The 18,821-nt window shown below is 72.0% G+C and carries 18 protein-coding genes and 1 pseudogene; 10 read left to right on the top strand and 9 right to left on the bottom strand.

All coding sequences use genetic code 11. The annotated features are described in order from the left end of the window. Positions 1-9: 9 nt before the first annotated feature. Positions 10-651, bottom strand: a complete 642-nt coding sequence (upp, locus tag ACFQQI_RS23000; protein WP_378568932.1) for a uracil phosphoribosyltransferase — start codon at positions 649-651, stop codon at positions 10-12. Positions 652-765: 114 nt separating this feature from the next. Between upp and ACFQQI_RS22995 the strand changes: the two genes are divergently transcribed. Continuing rightward, the gene (locus tag ACFQQI_RS22995; RefSeq protein ID WP_378568931.1) at positions 766-1,251 is read left to right on the top strand and encodes a tRNA adenosine deaminase-associated protein; all 486 of its coding nucleotides are present in this window, start codon (positions 766-768) and stop codon (positions 1,249-1,251) included. Between the two features lie 37 nt (positions 1,252-1,288). Beyond that, positions 1,289-1,720, top strand: a complete 432-nt coding sequence (locus ACFQQI_RS22990) for a nucleoside deaminase (RefSeq protein ID WP_378569056.1) — start codon at positions 1,289-1,291, stop codon at positions 1,718-1,720. 9 nt (positions 1,721-1,729) lie between these two features. Here ACFQQI_RS22990 and ACFQQI_RS22985 read toward each other — a convergent pair whose 3' ends face one another. From ACFQQI_RS22985 to ACFQQI_RS22970, 4 genes and pseudogenes are all read right to left on the bottom strand, one after another. Next, complete coding sequence (locus ACFQQI_RS22985) at positions 1,730-1,930, bottom strand: hypothetical protein (protein WP_378569060.1); 201 nt, start codon at positions 1,928-1,930, stop codon at positions 1,730-1,732. 166 nt (positions 1,931-2,096) lie between these two features. Next, positions 2,097-2,435: pseudogene (locus ACFQQI_RS22980) on the bottom strand (ATP-binding protein); the annotation flags it as partial. 134 nt (positions 2,436-2,569) lie between these two features. Next, positions 2,570-4,189, bottom strand: coding sequence for an FMN-binding glutamate synthase family protein (locus ACFQQI_RS22975; protein ID WP_378568930.1), 1,620 nt, complete (start codon positions 4,187-4,189; stop codon positions 2,570-2,572). Between the two features lie 53 nt (positions 4,190-4,242). After that, on the bottom strand, positions 4,243-5,277 hold the full coding sequence (locus tag ACFQQI_RS22970) for a LacI family DNA-binding transcriptional regulator (protein WP_378568929.1): 1,035 nt from the start codon (positions 5,275-5,277) through the stop codon (positions 4,243-4,245). A gap of 196 nt (positions 5,278-5,473) precedes the next feature. Between ACFQQI_RS22970 and ACFQQI_RS22965 the strand changes: the two genes are divergently transcribed. The 8 genes from ACFQQI_RS22965 to ACFQQI_RS22930 all read left to right on the top strand — a co-directional run bounded on the left by ACFQQI_RS22965 (position 5,474) and on the right by ACFQQI_RS22930 (position 15,532). After that, a complete protein-coding gene (locus tag ACFQQI_RS22965) occupies positions 5,474-7,006 on the top strand; it encodes a sugar ABC transporter ATP-binding protein (protein ID WP_378568928.1) in 1,533 nt (510 codons plus the stop codon). After that, positions 7,003-8,049 (top strand): ABC transporter permease, encoded by a 1,047-nt coding sequence (locus tag ACFQQI_RS22960; protein ID WP_378568927.1) that lies wholly within the window; start codon positions 7,003-7,005, stop codon positions 8,047-8,049. The genes ACFQQI_RS22965 and ACFQQI_RS22960 overlap by 4 nt, the downstream gene beginning before the upstream one ends. Beyond that, positions 8,046-9,170 carry an ABC transporter permease gene (locus ACFQQI_RS22955; RefSeq protein ID WP_378568926.1) on the top strand — a complete coding sequence of 375 codons (1,125 nt, stop codon included), beginning with the start codon at positions 8,046-8,048 and terminating at the stop codon, positions 9,168-9,170. Before ACFQQI_RS22960 ends, ACFQQI_RS22955 begins: the two co-directional genes overlap by 4 nt. Before the next feature lie 5 nt (positions 9,171-9,175). Further along, positions 9,176-10,216, top strand: a complete 1,041-nt coding sequence (gene rhaS, locus ACFQQI_RS22950) for a rhamnose ABC transporter substrate-binding protein (RefSeq protein WP_378568925.1) — start codon at positions 9,176-9,178, stop codon at positions 10,214-10,216. Between the two features lie 175 nt (positions 10,217-10,391). After that, positions 10,392-10,742 carry an L-rhamnose mutarotase gene (locus ACFQQI_RS22945; RefSeq protein ID WP_378568924.1) on the top strand — a complete coding sequence of 117 codons (351 nt, stop codon included), beginning with the start codon at positions 10,392-10,394 and terminating at the stop codon, positions 10,740-10,742. A 6-nt stretch (positions 10,743-10,748) separates the two neighbouring features. Beyond that, entirely contained in the window at positions 10,749-11,912 is a 1,164-nt protein-coding gene (rhaI, locus tag ACFQQI_RS22940) for an L-rhamnose isomerase (protein WP_378568923.1), read from the top strand. 2 nt (positions 11,913-11,914) lie between these two features. Then, the gene (locus ACFQQI_RS22935) at positions 11,915-13,945 is read left to right on the top strand and encodes a bifunctional aldolase/short-chain dehydrogenase (RefSeq protein WP_378568922.1); all 2,031 of its coding nucleotides are present in this window, start codon (positions 11,915-11,917) and stop codon (positions 13,943-13,945) included. A 114-nt stretch (positions 13,946-14,059) separates the two neighbouring features. Continuing rightward, positions 14,060-15,532: a rhamnulokinase family protein gene (locus ACFQQI_RS22930; RefSeq protein ID WP_378568921.1), complete on the top strand. Its 1,473-nt coding sequence runs from the start codon at positions 14,060-14,062 to the stop codon at positions 15,530-15,532. On the opposite strand, the gene ACFQQI_RS22925 is transcribed toward ACFQQI_RS22930, so the two are convergent. From ACFQQI_RS22925 to ACFQQI_RS22910, 4 genes are read right to left on the bottom strand one after another with little or no spacing between them, the layout of a single operon-like run. Continuing rightward, a complete protein-coding gene (locus tag ACFQQI_RS22925; protein WP_378568920.1) occupies positions 15,522-16,469 on the bottom strand; it encodes a sugar kinase in 948 nt (315 codons plus the stop codon). The genes ACFQQI_RS22930 and ACFQQI_RS22925 overlap by 11 nt on opposite strands. Beyond that, positions 16,466-17,023 (bottom strand): bifunctional 4-hydroxy-2-oxoglutarate aldolase/2-dehydro-3-deoxy-phosphogluconate aldolase, encoded by a 558-nt coding sequence (locus tag ACFQQI_RS22920; RefSeq protein ID WP_378568919.1) that lies wholly within the window; start codon positions 17,021-17,023, stop codon positions 16,466-16,468. Before ACFQQI_RS22920 ends, ACFQQI_RS22925 begins: the two co-directional genes overlap by 4 nt. Next, entirely contained in the window at positions 17,020-17,778 is a 759-nt protein-coding gene (locus ACFQQI_RS22915) for an SDR family oxidoreductase (RefSeq protein WP_378568918.1), read from the bottom strand. Before ACFQQI_RS22915 ends, ACFQQI_RS22920 begins: the two co-directional genes overlap by 4 nt. Beyond that, the gene (locus ACFQQI_RS22910) at positions 17,775-18,800 is read right to left on the bottom strand and encodes a zinc-binding dehydrogenase (protein WP_378568917.1); all 1,026 of its coding nucleotides are present in this window, start codon (positions 18,798-18,800) and stop codon (positions 17,775-17,777) included. Before ACFQQI_RS22910 ends, ACFQQI_RS22915 begins: the two co-directional genes overlap by 4 nt. Positions 18,801-18,821: the final 21 nt, after the last annotated feature.

Raw genomic sequence — 18,821 nt, 5'->3', positions numbered from 1 at the left:
GGTCCAGGCTCAGCCGGCGACGCCGTACAGCCGGTCTCCCGCGTCGCCCAGACCGGGCACGATGTAGCCCTTGTCGTTGAGCTTCTCGTCGATGGCAGCGGTCACGACGGTGACGGGCACGTCGAGCCCGTCGAGATCCTGCGACAGGCGGGCGCAGCCCTCGGGTGCGGCCAGCAGGCAGATCGCGGTGATGTGGTCGGCGCCGCGATCGGTGAGGAACTTGATCGCCGCGGCGAGCGTGCCGCCCGTCGCGAGCATCGGGTCGAGCACGTAGCACTGGCGGCCGGAGAGGTCCTCCGGCAGGCGCTCGGCGTACGTCGAGGCCTCCAGCGTCTCCTCGTTGCGGATCATGCCGAGGAAGCCGACCTCGGCCGTCGGCAGCAGCCGCATCATCCCGTCGAGCATGCCCAGGCCGGCGCGGAGGATCGGGACCACCAGCGGCTTCGGGGTCGCCAGCGAGACACCCGTCGTCGGCGCCACCGGGGTGACGATGTCGGAGGGGGAGACGCGGACGTCGCGCGTCGCCTCGTAGGCCAGCAGCGTGACGAGCTCGTCGGCGAGCCGTCGGAAGGTCGGCGAGTCGGTGCGCTCGTCGCGGAGGTGGGTGAGCTTGTGGGCGACCAACGGGTGGTCGACGACGTGCGTGCGCATGCCCCGAACCCTAGTGGCTACCAGTCGAAAGGGGGTTGGCCGCTACCCCGCGGTCTGCCACTCTGGGAAGCACCGACGTCGTGGACGGAAGCCTTGGGGGAACGGAGGAGCGCCGTGGCCGACCAGATCGAGGCAGTGGACTTCGCCCTCGCGGCCTATCGCGAGGAAGGTTCTTGGACCGTCGCGGAGCTCGCCCACGACGTGATCGAGGACGTCGACGCGCTGTCCCACGCACTGCGTCGGTTCCCGGGCGACGGGGGAGCCGTCGGCATGGTGGCCGTCGACGAGGACTTCTTCGTGATCGTGCGGGTCGCGGGCCCGAGCACGCGGGTGCTGCTGTCCGACATCACCGCCGCGGACGAGTGGGAGCTCGCCAGCTCGGCGATCGACTTCCTCGGCCTGCCCCCGCCCGAGGACGAGGACGACCAGGTCCCCGCCGGCGACCTCGACCTGCTCGGCGACCTCGGGATGCACGCCATGGACATGGGTGTGCTGCTCGACGACGTCGACCTCTACCCCGACGAGATGCTCTCCGACGTGGCCCGCAAGCTCGGCTTCGGCGAGCTCTTCGACGACGCCGTCGGCCTGACCTCGGCGTGACCACCCGCCCGTGAACGCAGGGCCCTGGGACGGCGCGATGGGCGCCGCCCTCGACGAGGCGCGCGCCGCGCTGGCGACCGGCGACGTACCGATCGGCGCCGTCGTGCTCGCCCCGGACGGTACGCCGGTCGGGCGTGGCCGCAACGTGCGCGAGGCCGACCACGACCCGACCGGGCACGCCGAGGTGGTCGCGCTGCGCGAGGCGGCCCGGGACCGCGGCGAGTGGCGGCTCGACGGTCACACGCTCGTGGTCACCCTCGAGCCCTGCACGATGTGCGCCGGCGCCGCCGTGCTCAGCCGGGTCGCGCGGGTCGTCTTCGGCGCCTGGGATCCGAAGGCCGGCGCGGTCGGCAGCCTCTGGGACGTCGTGCGCGACCGGCGACTCAACCACCGGCCCGAGGTGATCAGCGGGGTGCGGTCCGCCGAGTCGGCGGCGTTGCTGGAGGAGTTCTTCAACGACCGGCGCTGAGGCGCGGGCTCAACCGACCCAGGCCCGGGTCACCACGTCACCCTCGTGCTCGAGGTTCACCCGCTCCAGGCGGTAGTCCATGGTCAGCGGCGAGCCCGGAGCGTACGGCCGCACCAGCCAGCCGCCGTCGATCGCCATCCGGGTCGCCTCGTCGAGTGGGCGGCCGACGAGGGAGTCGATGAAGGTGTCGTCCGGTGGCGGGGTGGTCACGACTGCCACGGTACGTCCGCACGACGACCGGGGGGCGTCCGCTCCCTGCCATCAGGCAGGGAACGGACGAAGGAGCGTCGCGTCGCCGTCTCGTCGCGACGCTCCCCTCCCCCGAGAGATCCCCCGATCCGTCCGGGTCCGTGCGCATGAGGGCCCACACGGACTTGCCCCCACCGGCCTGCGGTGCGACGCCCCAGTCGGAGCTGAGCACCTCGACGAGCAGGAGTCCGCGGCCGCGATCCGAGAGCGTGTTCATGCTGCCCGGCCGCGTCGGCTGGTGCGGCGACCCGTCGCGGACGCTGACCCACAGGTCGCCCGCGTATGACTCCAGGCGCAGCGTGAACGGCGTCCGCGCGTGGCGGACCGCGTTGCTCGCGAGCTCGCTCACGACCAGGCGGGCATCGTCGAGGAGGTGGAACAGCCTCAGCTCCAGGAGCCCGGACGTCGCGAAGTCGCGCGCGAGCCTCACGCTACGGGGTGAGGGTGGGAGCTCGACCTCCCGCATCCAGACTTCCATCGCAGATCCCAGGCTGATCAGCTGCCGCCGCCCGAGGTCTGGACGAGGCGGTCGTCGTGAACTCACTGTAGACCCGGACACCCGGCTCCGACAGTGCCGCGAGGACCACGATCGGAGACGGGTCAGACGTCGACCGCCTCGGCGCCTCCCTCGCCGGCGTGCTGGTCGTCGGCGACGCCTTCCTCGGCCGTCTCAGGCGGGCCCTCGGTGCGGGTCTCGTCCTCCTCGGTCGCGGCCATGATCCGGGCGATCTCCTCCCGGTCGGTCGCGGACGGGAAGCCCCAGCCCGGCTGGTAGCCGTAGACCTCGTCGAGCAGCCGCCCGTGCGCGAGCTGGTCGAGCACCTCCACGCTCTCCGGTCCGATGAGCGCGGGGTGCTCGACGCCGCAGGTCTCGGCGACCTTGAGCAGGTCGCGCCGCAGGGTCTTCACGTAGTTCGCGACCCGCTCGGACTTCTCGTGCGGGTCGAGGCCGCGAGCCAGCCACGGGTTCTGGGTGGCGACGCCGGTGGGGCACTCGCCGGTGTGGCACTTCTGCGCCTGGACGCAGCCGACCGCCAGCATCGCCTCGCGCCCGACGCTGACCAGGTCGGCTCCGAGCGCGAACGCGACGACGGCGTTGTCGGGGAGGCCGAGCTTGCCCGACCCGATGAACGTGACGTCCTCGTGCAGGCCGCGGCGGGCGAACTCGGCGTACACGCGCGCGAAGCCGGGCCGGAACGGCAGCGACACCGCGTCGGTGAAGATCAGCGGCGAGGCGCCGGTGCCGCCCTCGCCGCCGTCGATCGTCACGAAGTCGACGCCGCGGTCGCCGGCGGCCATGGCGTCGGTGAGGTCCTGCCAGAACTCCAGGTCGCCGACGGCCGACTTGATGCCGACCGGCAGGCCGGTCTCGGCGGCCAGGAGCTCGACGAAGTCGAGCATCGAGTCGACGTCGTCGAACTCCGCGTGCCGCGACGGGCTCAGGCAGTCGACGCCCTCGGGCACGCCGCGGGTCTCGGCGATCTCGCGGGAGACCTTCGGGCCGGGCAGCACGCCGCCGAGGCCCGGCTTGGCGCCCTGGCTGAGCTTGATCTCCAGCGCCTTCACCGGCTCGCGCTCGACGAGCGCCTTCAGCCGCGGCAGACTGAACCGCCCGTCCTCGTCGCGGCAGCCGAAGTACGCCGTACCGATCTGGAAGATCAGGCCGGCGCCGTGGCGGTGGTACGGCGAGATCGCGCCCTCGCCCGTGTTGTGCAGGCAACCGGACGCGGCGGCGCCCCGGTTGATCGCCTCGATCGCGTTGCCCGACAGCGACCCGAAGCTCATGCCGGAGACGTTGACGACCGACTCCGGCCGGAAGGCGTGCCGGCGGCCGCGCGGTCCGCCGAGGACCTTCGCCGACGGCAGCCTCGCCTCCTGTCCGACCGCGCCGTGGGTCGGGTGGGCGCGCCCGAACGTGCGGTGGTGGACGATGACGTTGCCCTCGCCGTGCTCGAGGTCGTTGTCGGTGCCGAAGCCGAAGTAGTTGTTCTGGAGCTTCCCCGACGCGTAGACCCAGCGCCGCTGGTCGCGGCTGAACGGCCGCTCCTCGTCGTTGCTCGCCACGATGTACTGCCGCAGCTCGGGGCCGATGCGCTCCAGCCAGTAGCGCGCGTGGCCGATCACCGGGAAGTTGCGCAGGATCGCGTGCCGCTTCTGCAGGAGGTCGTGGGTCGCCACCGCGCCGAGCGCGGCGGCCGGGATCGCCAGGCTCTTCCTCATGCCCGGGCGGTACCCAGCGGAGGGGGAGGGAAGCCCTCCCGGCGCCGCAACGGTCAGCCGGTGCGCGCGCCTGCCTGGCCCATCGTCGAGACCCGGGCAACGAGCTCGGGGGTGAAGAGCACCTGCCGGTGCGTGTGCTCGGTGTTGGTGGCCTCGTCGAGGAGGAGCTCGGCGGCGGTGCGGCCGAGCAGCTGCCGCGGCTGCCGCACCGAGGTCAGCGGGACCGCGGCGGCAGCGGCGAAGTCGATGTCGTCGTAGCCGACGATCGCCAGGTCCTCCGGGACGCGGACGCCCGACGAGATCGCATGCTGGAGCAGGCCGAGCGCGAGCAGGTCGTTCGCGCAGAACACCGCGGTCGGACGGCGTCGGGTCGTGATCCCGGCGAGCCGCGCGCCGGCCTCGCGGCCCTCGGCGACGGTGAGCGCGTCGGTCTCGATCACGACCAGCTCGTCCTCGGCGCGGCCGGCGGCGGTCCAGGCGGCACGCGCGCCCTGGAGCCGGTCGCGGACCTGGCCGAGGTGGGGCGGGCCGCCGACGTACGCGATGCGGGTGTGCCCGCGGTCGAGGAGGTGCTCGACCGCCAGCCGCCCGCCGAGCACGTCGTCGACGGCGACCGAGCAGAAGGACTGGTCGGCGCGGGTGCGGTCGACGACGACGACCGGGGTGCCGCGCCGGGCCACCTCGTCGAGCGCGGGGGAGTCGGGGTCGACCGGCGTGACCAGGATGCCCTGCACGCGCTGCTGCTCGAGGAGGGCGAGGTGCGAGAGCTCGCGGTGCTCCGAGTTGCGGCTGTTGCACAGCACCAGCGACAGGTCGACGGCCTCGGCGGCGGCGTCGATGCCGGCCGCGACGTCGGTGAAGAAGGGGTTGCTGGCGTCGAGCATCACGTAGGCCAGCGTCCTGCTGGTGCCGGCCCGGAGCTGGCGGGCCGACTCGTTGCGGACGAAGCCGAGCTCGGCCATCGCCCGGAGCACCCGCTCGCGCGTCTCGGGGCTGACCCGGTCCGGACGGTTGAGCACGTTGGAGACCGTCCCGAGGGACACGCCGGCGGAGGCGGCGACGTCCTTGACGGAGGCACTGCGGGCCACGACCCCTCCCGGGTGTGCGGTCGGCGGATGAAACGATCAAGGCACAGGGTAGGCCCTGCCGTGTTCGGCGGTGCGGGAAGCGGAAGTTGCGAATCCGTGACCAAGAGATTCCTGCAAGGTCCTTGACGCCTGTGACGGCAGTCACCTACGTTGGCGGCAACTGATTTGAAACCTTTCAATCACGAATGGAGCACCGATGCCCGAGGACATCGCCCTCGAGCTGCGCGACGTCGCGAAGTCGTTCGGCACCGTCGCCGCGCTGCGCTCCGGCAGCCTCGCGGTCCGGCCCGGGTCGATCCACGCGCTCGTCGGTGAGAACGGCGCGGGCAAGTCGACGCTGGTGAAGATCGTGGCCGGCGTGCACCGCCGCGACTCCGGCGTACTCCGTCTGCACGGCGAGGACGTCGACTTCGGCTCGACCGCCGAGTCCAAGGCGGCCGGGGTCGCGGTCATCTACCAGGAGCCGACCCTCTTCCCGGACCTCTCGGTCACCGAGAACATCTTCATGGGCCGCCAGCCGCTCGGCCGCGGACGGCGCATCGACCGCGCCGCGATGTACGCCGAGGCGGAGCGCCTCTTCGCCGGCCTGGGCGTCCACATCGACCCGCGCCGCCCTGCCCAGGGGCTCTCGATCGCCGACCAGCAGATCATCGAGATCGCCAAGGCGATCTCGCTCGACGCGAGCGTGCTGATCATGGACGAGCCGACCGCCGCGCTCTCCGGCGTCGAGGTCGAGCGGCTGTTCGCCGTCGCCCGCGGGCTGCGCGACGAGGGCCGGGCGCTGGTCTTCATCTCCCACCGTTTCGACGAGGTCTTCGAGCTCTGCGACACCGTCACCGTGATGCGCGACGGCGAGTACGTCTCCACCGACGCGGTCGCCGACACCTCCGTCGCCCAGATCGTCTCCCGGATGGTCGGCCGCGAGGTCGCCGAGCTCTTCCCGAAGACCCCCGCCGAGATCGGCGACGTCGTCCTCGAGGTCGACGGCCTCTCGTCGCTGGGCACCTTCCACGACGTCTCCTTCTCGGTCCGCGCGGGCGAGATCGTCGGCCTGGCCGGCCTCGTCGGCGCCGGCCGCAGCGAGATCGCCCGGGCCGTCTTCGGCGTCGACAGGTACGACGCAGGCTCGGTGCGCCTGGCCGGCAAGCGGGTGCCGGCGCGCTCGCCGCGGGCCGCGATCCGGGCCGGCATGGCGTTCGTCCCGGAGGACCGGCGCAAGCAGGGCCTGGTCACCGACGCCTCGGTCGCGCGCAACGTCGCCGCCGTGATCCGCCGTGGGCTCACCCACGCCGGGATCCTCACCAGCCGCGACGAGAACCGCGCCGCCGGTCCGTGGGCCGCACGACTCGAGGTCAAGACCAGCGCGCTGGACATGCACGCCACCACGATGAGCGGCGGCAACCAGCAGAAGGTCGTGCTCGCCAAGTGGCTGGCCACCGAGCCGCGGCTGCTGATCATCGACGAGCCCACCCGCGGCATCGACGTCGGCACCAAGGCCGAGGTGCACCGCCTCCTCTCCGACCTTGCCGGCCAGGGACTCGCGATCCTGATGATCTCGTCCGAGCTCCCCGAGGTGCTCGGCATGGCCGACCGCGTGCTCGTCGTCTGCGAGGGCCGCATCACCGCGGAGCTCCCGCGGGACGAGGCCACGCCGGAGGCGGTCATGCACGCCGCCACCGCCACCATCCACCACACCGGCGACCTCGTCGTCGAGGAGGCGACGGCATGAGCGACACCCTTCTCGTCGAGCCGAGCGCGGTCTCGCCGACCCGGCGCATCCTCGGGGGCCTGCTGCGCTCCCGCGAGATCTCGGTCGCGGCCGTGCTCGTCCTCGTGATCGCGCTGACCACCATCAAGAGCCCGAGCTTCCTGTTCAGCAGCGACGGCTGGCGCGACCTGCTGCTCACCCCTGCGCTGCTGCTGATCCTCGCGGCCGGGCAGACCGTCGTGATCATCACCCGCAACGTCGACCTGTCCGTCGGATCGATCCTCGGCCTCACGGCGTACTTCACCGGCCGGCTCTTCAGCGACCACCCCGGACTGCCGATCGTGGCGGTGGTCGTGCTCGGCGTGCTCTTCGGCGCCGTGCTCGGCCTGGTGAACGGCGCACTCGTCGCCTTCTTCAAGGTGCCGGCGCTGGTCATCACGCTCGGCACGCTCTACATCTACCGCGGCATCTTCCTCACCTGGGCCGGCAGTGACCGGATCAACGCCGGCGACATGCCCAAGGACTTCCTCGCGCTCGGCACGAAGACCGTCCTCACCATCCCGGTGCTGACCCTCGTCGGCCTGGTGGTGCTGGCGGCCGTCGGCTACTACCTCTACACCGCCCGCGGCGGTCGCGAGCTCTACGCGATCGGCTCCGACCCCGACGCGGCCGTGCTCTGCGGCCTCCCGGTCACCCGGCGCATCGTCGGTGCATTCGTGCTCTGCGGCGCGCTGGCCGGGCTCGCCGGCGTCGTGTACGCCGCGCGCTACGGCACGGTCAGCTCCGGCGCCGGTCTCGGCATGGAGCTCCAGGCCGTCGGCGCCGCGGTCATCGGAGGCGTCGCGATCTTCGGCGGCTCCGGCACCGTGTGGGGCGCCGCCATCGGCGCCTTCCTGCTGGTGACGATCAATCGGGCGCTCCCCGTGGTCGGCATCTCGGACTTCTGGCAGCGGGCCGTCGTCGGCGCGCTGATCATCGCCGCGGTCGTGCTCGACCGGGTGTTCGCCGCACGTCAGGAACGCCGGCTCGTGGCCGCCCGCGAAGAGATGAGGAGCGCCAGATGAGCACCCTCCTGGACCGGCCGGAGGCCCCGGCGACCCGCACCTACCCGGCGTACTCGAAGCCGCTGTGGCGGCGGGTGCTGCTGACCCGCGAGTTCGCGGTGATCGCGCTGCTCGTGGCGGTGTACTTCTACTCCTACGGCAACGTGCCGAACTTCGACGGCCCGCTGACGCTCTACTACCTCTTCCTCGACATCGCCCCGATCCTGCTGATCGCGCTGCCGATGACGCTCGTGATCATCACCGGCGAGATCGACCTGTCGGTCGCGAGCGTCATGGGCCTGTCGAGCGCGCTGGTCGGCGTCCTGCACGCCGACGCCGGCTGGTCGCTGCCCGCCGCGGCGCTGGCGGCGATCGTGGTGGGCGCGGTCTGCGGCGCGTTCAACGGCTTCCTCGTGGCGTACGTCGGGCTGCCGTCGCTCGCGGTGACCATCGGCACGCTGGCGCTCTACCGGGGCATCGCGCAGGGCCTGCTCGGCACGAAGGCGATCACCGACTTCCCCGACAAGTGGACCGACCTGGCCAAGGAGCGGATCTTCGGCGACGGCTCCAGCTACCCGATGATCCTCATCCCCTTCGTGGTCCTGCTCGTCCTCTTCACCTGGCTGCTGCACTTCTCGAACTTCGGCCGCGGTGTCTACGAGATCGGGCTCAACGACGAGGCCGCGCACTTCAGCGGCGTGGACGTCGAGCGCACCAAGCTCCTGCTGTTCGTGATGGCCGGCGCCGTGTCCGCCTTCGCCGGCATCTACTTCACGCTGCGCTTCGGCAGCGCCCGGGGCGACAACGCCAACGGGCTCGAGCTCCAGGTGATCGCGGCGGTGCTGCTCGGCGGCGTCTCGATCTTCGGCGGCCGCGGTGCCCTGCACGGCGTCATCGCGGGCGTCGTCCTCATCGGCGTCATCTCCAGCTCGATGCGGCTGGAGAACCAGACGGTCAACAAGATCAACATCGTCATCGGAGCGCTGCTGGTGCTCTCGGTGATCTCCACGACCCTCCTCGGCTGGGCGCACGCCCTGTGGGCCCGGCGCGGCCGAGGAGCCCTGCGTGGATCGACAACAGGCTCGGGAGACGGCCAGCGCCGACGTACGGCCGCTGCCAGTGAAAGCACCAACGAAAGGTGAGCACCATGAAGATCCGGAACCGGCGGCTCTCCGCCCTGGCTGCGGTGACGCTCGTCGCCAGCCTGGCGCTGACCGCCTGCGGCAGTGACGACGACGGCGGCAGCGAGGGCGGCGGCGGTGACGGCGGCGGCGACGCCACGACCGTGACGTTCCTGCCGAAGAACCTCGGCAACCCCTACTTCGACACCAGCAGTGCCGGTGGCCAGGAGGCCGTCGACGAGTTCGGCGGCACCTTCGACGAGGTCGGCCCCGACACGGCGTCGCCCGACGCGCAGGTCCAGTTCATCAACACCGCCGCGCAGCAGGGCGTGAACGCCCTCGTCGTGTCCGCCAACGACCCCGAGGCGATCTGCGACGCGCTGAACGAGGCGCGTGACGCCGGCACCACCGTCGTCACCTTCGACTCCGACACCAACCCGGAGTGCCGCGACCTGTTCGTCAACCAGGCCTCGGCCGAGGGCATCGCGAAGGCCCAGGTCGACCTGATCGCCGAGCAGATCGGCGACGCCGGCGAGATCGCGATCCTGTCGGCCGCGGCGAACGCGACCAACCAGAACGCGTGGATCAAGATGATGGAGGAGGAGCTCGCCGCGAACCACCCCGACATCGAGCTCGTCGACACCGTCTACGGCGACGACGACGACCAGACGTCGTTCGACAAGACCGCCGCGCTGCTGCAGTCGCACCCGAACCTCAAGGGCATCATCTCGCCGACCACCGTCGGCATCGCCGCTGCGGCGCGCTACCTGTCGACCTCCGACTTCAAGGGCAAGGTCGCGCTGACCGGCCTCGGTACGCCGAACCAGATGCGTGAGTACGTCAAGGACGGCACCGTCACCGCGTTCGCCCTGTGGAACCCGGGCGACCTCGGCTACCTCTCGGCGTTCGCCGCCAAGGCGCTCGTCGACGGCGACATCTCCGGCGAGGAGGGCGACACCTTCGAGGCCGGCCGGCTCGGTGAGTTCACCGTCGACGCCGACGGCAGCGTGCTGCTCGGCGACCCGTTCGTCTTCGACAAGTCCAACATCGACGACTTCGACTTTTAGCGAGGACGCGCCAGCGGACTCGCTGATGGTGGTCGAGCAAGCGGCACGGCTGAGCTTGCGAAGCCGTGACCCGCGTGTCGAGACCGGTGACTTCCGCGCCTGCCTCAGGTGCGGGGGTCTCGACAAGCTCGACCACCGGAAGTCGAAACACACCCACGAAAAGGAAGGCCCGGTCATGCCTCGCGCCTGCTTCCAGCTCCAGGTCAAGCCTGACCGGATCGAGGAGTACAAGGCCCGGCACGCCGCGGTCTGGCCGGACATGCTCCGTGCCCTGCACGAGACCGGGTGGCACAACTACTCACTCTTCCTCCGCGACGACGGCCTGCTGATCGGCTACGTCGAGACGCCGTCCTCGATCGCGGAGGCGCAGGCCGCGATGGCCCGCACGGAGGTCAACTCCCGCTGGCAGGCCGAGATGTCCGAGTTCTTCGAGGAGCTCGACGGCCGTGCCCCCGACGAGGGCCTCCTGCTGCTCGAGGAGGTCTTCCACCTCGAGGACCAGCTCGCACCGACTCAAGAGAAGTGACGTGACATGAAGACGTTCAGCGAGATCGCCCCGCTGCTGGAGGGCCAGGCGATCGAGGTGCCCTCGTGGGCGTACGGCAACTCCGGCACCCGGTTCAAGGTCTTCGGCACCCCCGGCACCCCGCGCACGGTCGAGGAGAAGGTCGCCGACGCCGCGACCGTGCACCGGTTCACGGGTCTCGCGCCGTCGGTCGCCCTGCACATCCCGTGGGACCTCCACGACGACTACACCGCGCTGCGCACGTACGCCGAGGACCTCGGCATCCGTCTCGGCACGATCAACTCCAACACGTTCCAGGACGACGACTACAAGCTCGGCGCCCTGACCCACACGGACCGGAAGATCCGGCAGAAGGCGATCGACCACCACTTCGAGTGCATCGACGTGATGGACGCGACCGGCTCGCGCGACCTGAAGATCTGGCTCGCCGAGGGCTCGAACTACCCGGGTCAGGCCGACCTGCGCGGCCGCCAGGACCGCCTCGCCGAGAGCCTTCGCACCATCTACGAGCGGCTGTCGGACGACCAGCGGCTGGTGCTCGAGTACAAGTTCTTCGAGCCGGCGTTCTACCACACCGACGTCCCGGACTGGGGTACGGCGTACACGCAGGTCGCCGCGCTCGGCGACCGCGCCCTGGTCTGCCTCGACACCGGCCACCACGCGCCGGGCACCAACATCGAGTTCATCGTCGCCCAGCTGGTCCGGCTCGGGAAGCTCGGCTCGTTCGACTTCAACAGCCGCTTCTACGCCGACGATGACCTCATCGTCGGTGCGGCGGACCCGTTCCAGCTCTTCCGCATCCTCTTCGAGTGCATCCGCGGCGGCGCGTTCGGACCGGACAGCGACGTGGCCTACATGCTCGACCAGTGCCACAACATCGAGAAGAAGATCCCCGGCCAGATCCGGTCGGTGCTCAACGTCCAGGAGATGACGGCGCGCGCGCTGCTCGTCGACCGGGACGCACTCGCGAAGGCGCAGGAGGACGGCGACGTCCTGCTGGCCAACGAGATCTTCATGGACGCCTTCTACACCGACGTCCGCGCCGACCTCGCCACGTGGCGCGAGGGCCGGGGGCTGCCCGCGAACCCGATGCGGGCCTACCTCGAGAGCGGCTACCAGGAGCAGATCGAGGCGGACCGCGTGGGCGGGACGCAGGCAGGATGGAGCTGAACGTGAGCACGCCGCAGGAGCTGATCGCCCGGTCCAACCGACTGGGCGCGGATCCGAAGAACACCAACTACGCCGGGGGCAACACCTCCGCCAAGGGCACCGAGACCGACCCGGTCACCGGTGAGCCGGTCGAGCTGCTCTGGGTGAAGGGCTCCGGTGGCGACCTCGGCACCCTGAAGGAGTCCGGCCTCGCCGTACTGCGGCTCGACCGGATGCGCGCGCTCGTCGACGTCTACCCGGGCGTCGCCCGCGAGGACGAGATGGTGGCGGCGTTCGACTACTGCCTGCACGGCAAGGGCGGCGCCGCCCCGTCGATCGACACCGCCATGCACGGCCTCGTCGACGCGCCGCACGTCGACCACCTGCACCCCGACAGCGGCATCGCGATCGCGACCGCCGCCGACGGTGAGGAGCTCACGCAGAAGATCTTCGGCGACAAGGTCGTGTGGGTGCCGTGGCGCCGCCCGGGCTTCCAGCTCGGCCTCGACATCGCCGCGATCAAGGAGCAGAACCCGCAGGCGATCGGCTGCATCCTCGGCGGCCACGGCATCACCGCCTGGGGCGAGACCAGTGCGAAGTGCGAGAAGAACTCGCTCTGGATCATCCGCACCGCCGAGAAGTACATCAAGGCGAACTCGAGGAAGAACCCGTTCGGTGCCCGCGTGAGGAAGTGGGAGCCGCTGAGCCCCGCCAAGCGCCGCGCCCGCGCCGCCGAGCTCGCCCCGACGCTGCGCGGCGTCGCGTCTCAGGACCGGCCTGTGGTCGGCCACTTCACCGACGACAAGGTCGTGCTCGACTTCCTCGCCAGCCGCAACCACCCGCGTCTCGCCGAGCTCGGCACGTCGTGCCCCGACCACTTCCTGCGCACCAAGGTGAAGCCGATGGTCGTCGACCTCCCGGCGGACGCGCCGCTGGAGAAGGTCAAGGCCCGAGTCGCCGAGCTGCACGAGGCCTACCGCGCCGACTACGCCGGCTACTACGAACGCAACAAGGTGAAGGGCTCGCCCGCGATGCGCGGCGCCGACCCGCTGATCATCTTGGTGCCCGGCGTCGGCATGTTCTCGTACGGCGCCAACAAGCAGACCGCCCGCGTCGCCGGCGAGTTCTACGTCAACGCGATCAACGTGATGCGGGGCGCCGAGGGCCTCTCGACGTACGCGCCGATCGACGAGTCGGAGAAGTTCCGCATCGAGTACTGGGCGCTGGAGGAGGCCAAGCTCCAGCGGATGCCGAAGCCGAAGCCGCTCGCCACCCGCGTCGCGCTGGTCACCGGCGCCGCGTCCGGCATCGGCAAGGCGACCGCGGAGAAGCTAGCGGCGGAGGGCGCCTGCGTCGTCATCGCCGACCTGTCGCTGGAGAAGGCCCAGGCCGCCGCAGCCGAGATCGGCTCGACCGACGTCGCCGTCGGCGTGCAGGTCGACGTGTCGAGCGCCGACGCCGTGCAGGCGATGGTCGACGCGGCGGTCCTGGCGTTCGGTGGCGTCGACCTGGTCGTCAACAACGCCGGCCTCTCGCTCTCGCGCTCGCTGCTCGAGACCACCGAGAAGGACTGGGACCTGCAGCACGACGTGATGGCCAAGGGCTCGTTCCTGGTCTCGAAGGCCGCCGCGAAGGCGATGATCGACCAGGGGATGGGCGGCGACATCGTCTACATCTCGTCGAAGAACTCGCTCTTCGCCGGCCCCAACAACGTCGCTTACGGCGCGGCGAAGGCCGACCAGGCCCACCAGGTGCGGCTGCTGGCCGCCGAGCTCGGCGAGCACGGCATCAAGGTCAACGGCGTCAACCCGGACGGCGTCGTGCAGGGCTCCGGCATCTTCGCCAGCGGCTGGGGCGCCAACCGCGCCGCGGTCTACGGCGTGAAGGAGAAGGACCTGGGCAAGTTCTACGCGCAGCGCACGATCCTCAAGCGCGAGGTGCTGCCGGAGAACATCGCCAACGCGGTCTTCGTGCTCTGCTCCGACGAGCTCAGCCACACCACCGGCCTGCACATCCCGGTCGACGCGGGAGTTGCGGCGGCGTTCCTGCGATGACGAGCCCCACGTTGGTCGAGCTTGTCGAGACCCCCGCAGCTGACGCGCTGCCTTGCCTGCGGGGGTCTCGACGACGCTCGCTGGCGCTCGCTGCTCGACCAGCGGGTGGGCTCCATGTCTGAGCCGATCCGCGTCGCCGCCGTCGACCTGGGCGCCACCAGCGGCCGGGTGATGGCGTGCCGGGTCGGCGCACGGACACTGCACCTGGAGGAGCTGCACCGGTTCCCCAACGGCGGTGTTCCGGTGCGCGGGTCCCTCTTCTGGGACGTGCTCGGCATCCACCGCGAGGTGCTGACCGGCATCCGCGAGGTCGCCCGCACCGGGCGGCTGCACGGCATCGGCATCGACTCGTGGGCCGTCGACTACGGCCTGCTCGACCGCCACGGACAGCTGCTGGCGAACCCACGCAGCCACCGGGACCGCCGCACCGACGGCGTGCCCGCGCGGGTGCGCGAGCTGGTCTCCGACGCCGAGCTGTACGACGTGACGGGGCTGCAGCAGCTGCCGTTCAACACCGTCTACCAGCTCGTGTCCGAGCTCGGCTCGCCCGCGATGGAGGCGGCCGAGCGGATGCTGCTGCTGCCCGACCTGCTGACCTACTGGCTGACCGGCGAGGCCGGCGCCGAGCGCACCAACGCCTCCACGACCGGTCTCTACGACGTGCGGACCGGGGACTGGTCCCTCGACCTGGCGAAGCGCGTCGGCCTGCCGTGGTCGATCCTGCCCCCGCTGCGCGAGCCGGGTGACGTGGTGGGCCCGGTGCTGGACGAGGTCGCGGAGTACGTCGGGGTGCCCGGCGTGCCGGTCGTCTCGGTCGGGTCCCACGACACCGCGTCGGCGGTGGTCGGCGTCCCGGCGGGGGAGGAGTCGTTCGCGTACATCTCCTCCGGCACCTGGTCTCTGGTCGGGCTCGAGCTCGATGCTCCGGTGCTCTCGGCCGACGCCCGCGCTGCCGACTTCACCAACGAGACCGGCGTCGACGGCACGATCCGCTTCCTCAAGAACGTCATGGGGCTGTGGGTGCTCTCGGAGTCGCTGCGCACGTGGGCCGACCGGCGGCTGCGCGACGTGACGCTGCCCTCCCTGCTCGCCGGCGCCGCCGCGGCGCCGCCGCTGGCGACCGTGGTCGACATCAACGACCCGCGACTGCTGGCCCCGGGCGACCTGCCCGCGCGCATCCAGGAGCTGGCGCAGGAGGCCGGCGAGCCCGTCCCGCGCGGCCCGGTGACGATCACGCGCACCATCCTGGACAGCCTCGCGCTCGCCTACCGGCGCAACGTCCGGCAGGCGGCCGCGCTCGCCGGCCGGGACGTCGACGTCGTGCACGTCGTCGGCGGTGGGTCGCAGAACGAGCTGCTCTGCCAGCTGACGGCCGACGCGCTCGGCGTGCCGGTGCTCGCCGGGCCGGCGGAGGCCGCCGCTCTCGGCAACGGCCTCGTGCAGGCGCGCGCCCTCGGCGCCGACCTGCCCGACCTGGCCGCGATGCGCGCGCTGATCCGTCGTACCCACGACGTGCGCCGCTACGAGCCGCGCAGCGGCCTCGACTGGGAGGCCGCCGAGGCGCGCATCGGCGGCCCTAGCGTGTGACGGACTCGCCGCCGTCGAGGAGGGAGAGATCGGCCCTCGTCGGGAGCCCCTCCCAGTCGCCGCTGCTCGCACACGCGAGCGCGCCACAGCGGACGGCGGTGGCGAGCCGCTCGTCGGCGGGTCGGTCCAGCAACAGCTCGGCGAGGTAGCCGGCGACGAACGCGTCGCCCGCCCCGACCGTGTCGACGACGGTGACCGGCACGGCCGGCACGCGATGCGTGACGTCGTCGATGCGCGCGAGGCACCCGTCCGCACCGAGCTTGAGGACCGCGTCGCCGCCGGACGCGGCGGCGAGGGCCGCCAGCAGCTCGTCCGGCTCGTCGGTCCGGCAGCCCGTCAGGAGGCGGGCCTCGTCCTCGCCGGCGAAGACGACCGCGGCGGCGCGGGCGAGCTCGGCGTACGTCGGGGCGGCGTCGCGCCCGCGCCAGAGGGCGAGCCTGTGGTTGACGTCGAAGGAGATCGGCACCCGAGCAGCGGTGGCGGTCGCCACAGCGTGCCGTGTCGCGGCGAGGGCGGTGTCCGAGAGGGCAGGCGTGATCCCCGTGAGGTGCAGGACGCCGGCCGCTGCCACCAGCTCCTCGGGCAGGTCGCCCGACGAGAGGCGGCTGCCCGCGCTGCCCGTGCGGTAGTACCAGACCTTCCCGGCCTCCGTGGTGCGGCGCTCCTTGATCATCAGGGCCGTGGGCGCGGCGTCGTCGACCAGGGCGCGCGCGTCGACGTCCTCCGCCCGGAGCTCGCGCACCACGCGCGTGCCGAGGGAGTCCGCCCCCACCCGGCCGACCCAGGTCGCCCGTCCGCCGAGGCGGCGTACGCCGATCGCGACGTTGCTCTCCGCGCCCCCGATGCCGAGGTCGAGCGTGGTGGCCTGGGCGAGGTTGCCGGGCGTGGTCGAGGAGGCGAGCGCCAGCGTCTCGCCGAAGGTGAGCAGCCCGGTCACGTCAGGTCCTCCAGGATCCAGCTGCCGCTCACGGCCAGCACGGTGGGCAGCGCCAGGTAGTCCGCCGCGTCGTCGCGCGTCACGCCGCCACTGGGCACGACGCGCAGGTCGGGGAACGGCCCGGCGAGCGCCCGGACCACGGCCGGTCCGCCCAGCTGTGCGGCCGGGAAGAGCTTGACCGCGTCGAGCCCGAGCTCCATCGCGGCCATCGCCTCGCCGGGAGACGCGATCCCCGGCAGGACCGGGACCTCGAGCTCCAGGCAGCGCTCGACGACCTGCGCGTGGAAGCCGGGTGTGACGACGAACCGGGCCCCGGCGGCCACGACCTCGTCGACCTGGTCGACCCGCCGCACCGTGCCGGCGCCGACCAGCACGGGACCGCTCGCGGCGGCGGCGAGGGCCTCCAGTGCGGCCTCGCTGCGCAGCGCGACCTCGAGCGTGCCGAGGCCGGCCGCCGCGAGCGCCGCGGCCGCCGCGACGGCGTCGTCGGGGCGGCGCGGCGTCAGCAGCGGCAGCGCGCGGTCACGCGCGAGCAGGTCCCGGAACCCGGTCACCGCCCGAGCCAGCCGCCGTCGACCGGGAGCACGACGCCGTCGACGTAGTCGGACGCCGCGCTGCACAGGAAGACCGTGGCGCCGGCCAGGTCCGAGGCGCGCCCCCAGCGACCCGCGGGGATCCGCTCGAGGATCGAGCGGGACCGGTCCGGGTCGTCCTGCAGGGCCTGCGTGTTGTCGGTGGCGATGTAGCCCGGGGCGATCGCGTTGACGTTGACGCCACGCGGCGCCCACTCGTTGGCGAGCGCCTTGGTGAGGCCGGCGATCCCGGACTTCGACGCGGTGTAGCCGGGCACGTTGATGCCGCCCTGGAAGCTCAGCAGCGAGGCCGTGAACACCACCTTGCCGGAGCCGCGCTCCAGCATCGGACCCGCCAGCGCCTGGGTGAGGCTGAACTGGGACGAGAGGTTCACCTGGATGACCTCGTCCCACAGCTCCCGCGCGTGCTCGGCCGCCGGCTGCCGGCGGATCGTCCCGGCGTTGTTGACGAGGATGTCGGGGGCGCGCTGCGCGAGCGTCCGGCCGAGCTCGGCCACGGCCGCGGGGTCGGCGAAGTCGCACCGCACGGCCTCGAAGGTCCGGCCGAGCGCGGTGACCGCCGCGCCGACCTCGCTGTCGTCCTCCAGCTGGGCGCTGACACCGATCACGTCGGCACCTGCTGCGGCCAGCGCCTCGGCCATGGCGCGACCGATCCCGCGACGCGCGCCGGTGACGACCGCGAGCCGTCCGGTCAGGTCGAAGGGAGACGCGCTCATGCCCGGACCCCCTGGCAGTCGACGAGCACCTTCATGGCCTGGCCGGCCTCGAGCGCCGAGAACGCGTCGGCGACCCGGTCGATGCCGACGATCTCCGTGATGAGGTCGTCGGCCGGCACGACCCCGCTCGCGACGAGCTCGACGGCGCGCTCGAAGTCCGTGCGCTGGTAGACCCGGGCGCCGAGCAGGCGCAGCTCGCGCCAGAAGACGCGCTGGAGGTCGACGGGCGTGGGCTTCGGGTGGATCGCCACGACCACGACGGTGCCCCGGACCTTCGCCACCGACGTCGCCGCGAGCACCGCCGGAGCGGCGCCGGAGACCTCGAAGACCACGTCCGCGCCGGCACCGCCGGTGCGCGACTCGACCTCGGCGACCAGATCGGTCGCCGAGGGGTCGACGGCCTCGATGCCGAGCTTGTCGACCATCGCGCGCCGGCCGGCGTCGGGCTCGGACACCAGGACCGTGGCACCGGCGTCGCGGGCGACGACGGCGATCAGGACGCCGATCGGCCCGCCGCCGAGCACGACCACGTGGTCCCCGGCGGCCAGCTCCGAGCGGCGTACGTCGTGGACCGCGACAGCGACCGGCTCGACGAGCGCCGCACGATCGAGCGGGAGGTCGGCGGGGAGCGGCACGAGCAGGTCCGCGCGCACGTTCCAGCGTCCCTGCAGCGCGCCGGGCGAGTCGATGCCGACGAAGTCGAGGTGCTGGCAGATGTGCTCGTTGCCCGCGAGGCAGGCCGGGCAGGTGCCGTCCCAGTCGAGCGGCATCACCGTCACCGGGTCGCCCACCGACCACCCGGTCACGCCGTCGCCGAGCGCGACCACGCGGCCCGACATCTCGTGGCCGATGATCGCGGGCATCGTGACGCGCGCGTCCATGGCGCCGTGGAGGATGTGCAGGTCGGTGCCGCAGATGCCGACGTACGCGACCTCCACCTGCACCTCGCCGGGGCTCGGCGGTCGCGGCTCGGCCTCCTCCACGCTCATGGTCCGGTCTCCGACGTACGCCGCGGTCAGCATGCTGCTCCTCGAGGATGAGCC

This window comes from Nocardioides sp. GCM10030259 (assembly GCF_042666375.1).
Classification (GTDB): domain Bacteria; phylum Actinomycetota; class Actinomycetes; order Propionibacteriales; family Nocardioidaceae; genus Nocardioides.
This window is presented reverse-complemented; position numbering and strand designations above follow the sequence as displayed.

What these genes read in the sequence shown, in the direction of transcription:
- ACFQQI_RS22965 (WP_378568928.1), top strand. Translation starts at nt 5,474, where the DNA reads ATGCCCGAGGACATCGCCCTCGAGCTGCGCGACGTCGCGAAGTCGTTC.
- ACFQQI_RS22915 (WP_378568918.1), bottom strand. Translation starts at nt 17,778, where the DNA reads ATGAGCGCGTCTCCCTTCGACCTGACCGGACGGCTCGCGGTCGTCACC.
- rhaI (WP_378568923.1), top strand. Translation starts at nt 10,749, where the DNA reads ATGAAGACGTTCAGCGAGATCGCCCCGCTGCTGGAGGGCCAGGCGATC.
- ACFQQI_RS22955 (WP_378568926.1), top strand. Translation starts at nt 8,046, where the DNA reads ATGAGCACCCTCCTGGACCGGCCGGAGGCCCCGGCGACCCGCACCTAC.
- upp (WP_378568932.1), bottom strand. Translation starts at nt 651, where the DNA reads ATGCGCACGCACGTCGTCGACCACCCGTTGGTCGCCCACAAGCTCACC.
- ACFQQI_RS22945 (WP_378568924.1), top strand. Translation starts at nt 10,392, where the DNA reads ATGCCTCGCGCCTGCTTCCAGCTCCAGGTCAAGCCTGACCGGATCGAG.
- ACFQQI_RS22990 (WP_378569056.1), top strand. Translation starts at nt 1,289, where the DNA reads ATGGGCGCCGCCCTCGACGAGGCGCGCGCCGCGCTGGCGACCGGCGAC.
- ACFQQI_RS22960 (WP_378568927.1), top strand. Translation starts at nt 7,003, where the DNA reads ATGAGCGACACCCTTCTCGTCGAGCCGAGCGCGGTCTCGCCGACCCGG.
- ACFQQI_RS22930 (WP_378568921.1), top strand. Translation starts at nt 14,060, where the DNA reads ATGTCTGAGCCGATCCGCGTCGCCGCCGTCGACCTGGGCGCCACCAGC.
- ACFQQI_RS22975 (WP_378568930.1), bottom strand. Translation starts at nt 4,189, where the DNA reads ATGAGGAAGAGCCTGGCGATCCCGGCCGCCGCGCTCGGCGCGGTGGCG.
- ACFQQI_RS22910 (WP_378568917.1), bottom strand. Translation starts at nt 18,800, where the DNA reads ATGCTGACCGCGGCGTACGTCGGAGACCGGACCATGAGCGTGGAGGAG.
- rhaS (WP_378568925.1), top strand. Translation starts at nt 9,176, where the DNA reads ATGAAGATCCGGAACCGGCGGCTCTCCGCCCTGGCTGCGGTGACGCTC.